The 5395-nt window shown below is 58.3% G+C and carries 4 protein-coding genes and 1 pseudogene; 3 read left to right on the forward strand and 2 right to left on the reverse strand.

The annotated features are described in order from the left end of the window. Positions 1-239: transposase (locus L630_RS0120295; RefSeq protein WP_024850006.1), on the reverse strand; the 239-nt coding region annotated here is incomplete at its 3' end. 325 nt (positions 240-564) lie between these two features. Here L630_RS0120295 and L630_RS0120300 point away from each other — a divergent pair. Then, the gene (locus tag L630_RS0120300) at positions 565-2532 is read left to right on the forward strand and encodes an AAA family ATPase (protein WP_024850007.1); all 1968 of its coding nucleotides are present in this window, start codon (positions 565-567) and stop codon (positions 2530-2532) included. Next, positions 2529-4382 (forward strand): ATP-dependent helicase, encoded by a 1854-nt coding sequence (locus L630_RS0120305; RefSeq protein ID WP_024850008.1) that lies wholly within the window; start codon positions 2529-2531, stop codon positions 4380-4382. The genes L630_RS0120300 and L630_RS0120305 overlap by 4 nt, the downstream gene beginning before the upstream one ends. Positions 4383-4571: 189 nt before the next feature. On the opposite strand, the pseudogene L630_RS22000 reads toward L630_RS0120305, so the two are convergent. Further along, a pseudogene (locus L630_RS22000) lies at positions 4572-5052 on the reverse strand (tyrosine-type recombinase/integrase). Between the two features lie 110 nt (positions 5053-5162). Between L630_RS22000 and L630_RS0120320 the strand changes: the two are divergent. Continuing rightward, positions 5163-5395: transposase (locus tag L630_RS0120320; RefSeq protein ID WP_024850009.1), on the forward strand; the 233-nt coding region annotated here is incomplete at its 3' end.

The raw sequence follows: 5395 nt of genomic DNA on the forward strand, positions 1-5395 counted from the left end.
GTGCGGAGCTTCGGAATGCGAAGTTCTACTGTTCCGGCCCGCGTCTCCCAGTCTCTGTCGCGGTAGCCGTTGCGCTGGGCCAGCCGAAAGGCATTCTTCTCGCCATAGGCAGCACCCGTCTTCGCGCCGACCTCCAGTTCCATCAGCTTCTCGGCGGCAAAGCCGATCATCTCGCGCAGCAAATCGGCGTCAGCACTCTTCTCAACGAGCGAGCGCAGGTTCATCATATCGTCGGTCATCGGTGGACTTTCCATCAGGTTGAGCTTGAACAACCCGACCCTACCGGAAAAACACTGGTGACCGCCGCTATCCTGCTACACCACGCCCCGGGACATCATCAATAGCTGCCATTGAGTGCAAGCTGATTTCAACGACGGCACACTACCCCTTTGAGGACGCCTGTTGACTTATCGCGCTGCTCCAAAACCTGCCGTTCGCAGGTGCGGCGCAGGTAATGTTTGATGTCAGGCGTTTCCGGAAGATTCTGCGAAAAGACGGAAGGTGGTAGATGACGACGCCAGCACACTATAGATTTGACTTGTTGTTCTGGGCGAGGGGGACTCTATGAAAATTGAGCGGCTGACTATCCGTAACTTCAGATGCTTTGGGCCAGCAGGAGTGACGTTCACCTTCGAAGAGGCTGTTACGGCCTTTGTCGGCAACAACGGCTCCGGCAAGACGGCGATTTTCGCCGCCCTCCAAAAAGCCTTCGGCACATCCAGTGCCCAACGGGCGATCCGGAAATCCGATTTCCATGTGCGCAAGGAGGACGAGGAGCTCCAGTCGGAAACCTTGATGGTCATCGACTGCTTGCTTGGCTTCCCGGAGCTGGAAAAAGACGATTCGGATACGGATGCGATTCCCGAAGTCTTCAATCAGATGGCCACGAGCGGAGAAGATGAGCCGCTGAAAGTGCGTATGCGCCTCGAAGCGAAGTGGATCGACGACGGCACGTCCGAAGGAACGATCGAAGAGGCGTTCCGATGGGTGCGTGCAACGGACGACGATTTCGAATGGGACGAGTGCCAGGCGGTGCAGGCCGTCGAGCGAAATTACATCCAATTCATCTATGTCCCTGCCAACCGCAATGCAGCCGATCAGGTCACGAACCTACTCAAAGGACGTCTGTGGCGCGCTGCGAAATGGTCTCAAGAGATGATCGAACAGGCAGAGACGTCGGCAGGCGCACTTCAAGACGAATTCGATACCGAAGATGTCACGGAGTTTATTCTGGAACGGCTCGAAACCCGATGGTCGGAGGTTTATACGGGAGATACGGACACGACGCCGAAGCTCAGACTGGTCGAGACTAGGCTTGAAGAGCTCGTTCGGCGCGCGGAGTTTGTGTTCTTTCCGGACGAGGCCGGGCGGGAGCGCCGCCTCGAAGATCTCAGTGACGGACAACGCTCTCTCTTCCATATCGCACTGACTGCAGCGACACTTGAAATCGAACGCGATGCTCTACAGGAGGTCCCGGCGGATAGCGTGTTCGATCAGGAGAAACTCCGCCGAACATTCCTGACGATCCTTGCGATCGAAGAGCCGGAAAACTCCCTCTCGCCTTTTTTTCTGTCCCGCATCATGCGCCAGGCACGCGACATCGGCGGCGCTGCCGAGGCGCAGGTCATCCTTTCCAGTCACAGCGCCAGCATTCTCAGCCGGGTAGAACCCGAAGAGGTGCGGTACGCCCGCCTGGACTCCGAGACCCGCGAGTCTTCGGTGAGGCTCCTAAGCCTTCCAGAAGAAGGCACGGAAGCTCGCAAGTATGTGCGTTTGGCCGTGCGTGCATATCCCGAGCTCTACTTCGCGCGGTTCGTCGTGCTGGCTGAGGGCGAATCGGAGGCAATCGTGCTCCCCGCCATTGCCGAGGCGTCGGACTTCCCGCTCGATCGCTCATTCGTTCCGATCGTGCCTTTGGCAGGACGGTTCGTCGCTCACTTCTGGCGCCTCCTATCGGATATCGAAATCCCCTATGCCACCCTGGTTGACCTCGATGCCGGACGGCAGCACGGAGGGGCGAAGACCGTGCAGTATGTCGTGGAGCAACTCGCCGCCGTCGGTAACGACCTTAGTACCAACAAGCTCGTCATCGATGAGGAAATCGATCTCGATGAGCTTGACGAGATCGATGACCAGGAACTCATCGACCAAGATCAGGATCATCCGTGGCTCAAGGCGCTGAGGCTAGAAGGCGTGTTCTTCTCATCGCCACTTGATATCGATTTTTCGATGTTGGCGATGTTCCCCGATGTCTACCAGCAGCCCAGGCCGGGCGGCCGGGGCCCCAGAAAAAGTGCGAATGCCTTGCAGGACAAGAAGAAAATCACGCTGAAAACGGGAGGCGATCCCGATCTTTACAATGCCAACTGGGACGGTGGATTTATTTGGTACCCGTATCTTTTTTTGAACGAGAGCAAGCCCGAAGAACACCTCCGCGCCTTGAGCGAGATCGACTCTAAACGCCTTGCTCAGAATGCACCGGCCGAGCTGAAGAAGCTCATCGCCTACGTGAAGCGTAAAGTCGTCCCATGAGCCTCGTTCGTCCGGAAGACTGGGTGCCTCAAGGCATAGAAGAGCTCGAAGACCGCGCTTGGGAAGCACTTCGGGAAACTGACCGCAGCGTATGCGTCACGGCCGGAGCCGGGGCCGGCAAGACTGAGTTCCTTGCGCAAAAAGCGTCCTACCTCCTGCAGACCGGGCTCTGTCCTGCGCCCAAACGAATCCTTGCGATCAGCTTCAAGCGCGACGCAGCGGAGACGCTTTCGGCCCGCGTGCGGAAACGGTGTCCAGAGGGACAAGCACGGCGGTTCGTGTCCCTGACATTCGATGCATTTGCCAAAGGGCTTGTCGATCAGTTTCGAATGGCAGTGCCGGCTCAGTACAGACCGCCGGCAAACTATGAGATCACCTTTCCGACCAACGACGCGTTAAACGACTTTCTGATGCGCGCCGGAATTCACAACATCAATGCTCAGCAGCTCGCGCGCATTATCGTGGGCGTCCGGATCGGCGACGCTGACCAAGGCGTACCTGCTAACGTTCAGGCCGCGTTCGACGAATACTGGAACGATCAGCTGCATGGGCGACCGACCGCCTATCTGACGTTTCCGATGATAAACCGGATCGCAGAGTATCTCGTGCGCGCGAACCGCCGGATCCACGCCGCCATCCGGATGACTTACCCTGTCATCTTCCTCGATGAGTTCCAGGACACGCAGCGCGCTCAGTTCGAGCTGCTCACCTCCGCCTTCGACAAAGACCACAACACATTTACCGCCGTCGGAGACGACAAGCAGCGCATCATGGGCTGGGCGGGCGCGATGCCGAACGGCTTCGAGGTGTTCACGCAGCAATTCGATGCAAGACCCATATCGCTGCTATTGAACTGGCGCTCGCATACCGATCTCGTGGCGATCCAGCATATCGTCGCTCAAAGCATCGACCCCAATGTGGAGCATGCGGTCGCACGCGGGGAAAAGGCGGTCGATGGAGATGTCTGCGCGATCTGGGATTTCGGAAACGAAGAAGCAGAGATCGAAGGCTTGGCAGGCTGGATATCTGAGCAGGTCGATGACGGTATCCCGGCCCACGAGCTGGCAGTCCTTGTGCGGAACCACCCCGAACGGTTGGAGAAAGAATTAGGCCCGGCTCTCGCCGAACTCGGCGTTCCTCTTCGAAACGTCGCGCGGAACGTCGGTTCGATCGCGATCCAGGACTTGCTCACCGAAGAGCTATCCGAGATTCTCCTTCCGCTCCTGAGGCTCGGAGCAGAAAACCGAAACCCCGCCGCATGGGCGTTGGCTCAAGAGCAGCTGCGAAGGCTCGAAGCGATATCTCTCGACGACGACCTCGGACTTCAGCGATCAGCGGCGCGTACCGAAGCCATCGTAAAATCGATCAGAGCCTACATTGCCGCGCACGACCCGGATTCTGCCAACGCGGTGGGCGCTGTCGCTCTCCTAATCGAGCAAATAGGGGAGGCCGTCATAAGGCGCGTGACACCGTCATACACACGCAACGCCGACTTCGCTCGCGTGGTGGAAGGATTCGAACTCTTGCTGTCCGAGTGTCTTGGCGACGCCGTCAGCTGGAGCGAAGCCCTCGACCGCTTTGAAGGGCGCAACCAGGTGCCCTTGATGACCATCCACAAGAGCAAGGGGATGGAGTTCCATACGATCGTCTTCTTCGGCCTCGATAGTAACAGCTGGTGGAGTCTGACCCCTAACAGACCGGAGGAGATGAACTCGTTCTTCGTAGCACTCACGCGCGCAAAACAGCGTGCGTTCTTCACCAACTGCAGCGATCGCGGCGGCAGGATTGCCTGGCTGGAGAATCTGCTCGGTGCGCACGTGCCTCGCATCGCGAGCGAGGATATCACCTAAGCGCGCCGAGCGTCTTCTCATCATGCCTGCGGCCCATTACCAGACTGTCAGTAAACCACGCCACGATGGCCGAAGTGGCCTATCAGAACGAATGTCGTGAATGGCCATCCCCGCTCGGTTGGATGGCCATCTACTTCAGATCTCGGTTCTCTCGGCCAAGAGGAGCGCATCCTCCACGTCGACGCCAAGTTAGCGGACTGTGTTCTCGATCTTGGAGTGACCAAGCAAGATCTGGATGGCTCGTATGTTCCCTGTCGCCCGGTAGATCATCGACGCCTTCGTGCGCCGAAGCGAGTGCGTGCCATAATCCTCCGACCGTAGACCGATCGCCATCACCCACTCATCAGCAGGCGCGCGTATTACCTTGTGCTCATGTGGCGCGAGTGATCGACCCTGCTCGGGAATGCGTAGTCCTCGACCGAGCCACCGCGTCATTCCAGCCATGCCGGAAGGCTGGCTCTCACATCGCTGGTGATCTCGAACTGGACCGGCCGCCCCGCCTTTTTGCTGAACAATGATCGCGCGAGTTCTGATCTCCGGCCCGGCCACCACATCGCGAATCCCGATCTACCAGGTCGCAGCCCCGAAGCTTACTGTCTATTGCCAGATCGAACAGGGCGCGGTCCCGGATGCGTCTCTCCCGATCAAGTAAGAGGTGAATTGCCCAGATCTGCTTCTGGGTGAACGGACGGTTTGTGCCAACCTTCCTGCCGGCGTGGTCTGCCCCCTGAAAAGTGGTCCTCCCTGAAGTAGGCTATTGAGCCGTAGGAGGACGTTGGAATGCCCCAGAAGAAGCACAAANCCGAAGAGATCGTGGCGAAGCTGCGCCAAGTCGATGTTCTGTTGTCGCAAGGTCGTTCTGTCGGAGAAGCGGTCCGTTTGATCGGCGTGACGCAGTTTACGTATTACCGGTGGCGCAAGGAGTTCGGTGGCCTGAAGGGTGACCAGGTGAAGCGGCTGAAGGAGCTCGAGAAAGAGAATGACCGGCTGCGCAAGGCGGTCTCGGACCTGAC

This window comes from Aminobacter sp. J41 (assembly GCF_000526635.1).
Taxonomy (GTDB): Bacteria; Pseudomonadota; Alphaproteobacteria; order Rhizobiales; family Rhizobiaceae; genus Aerobium.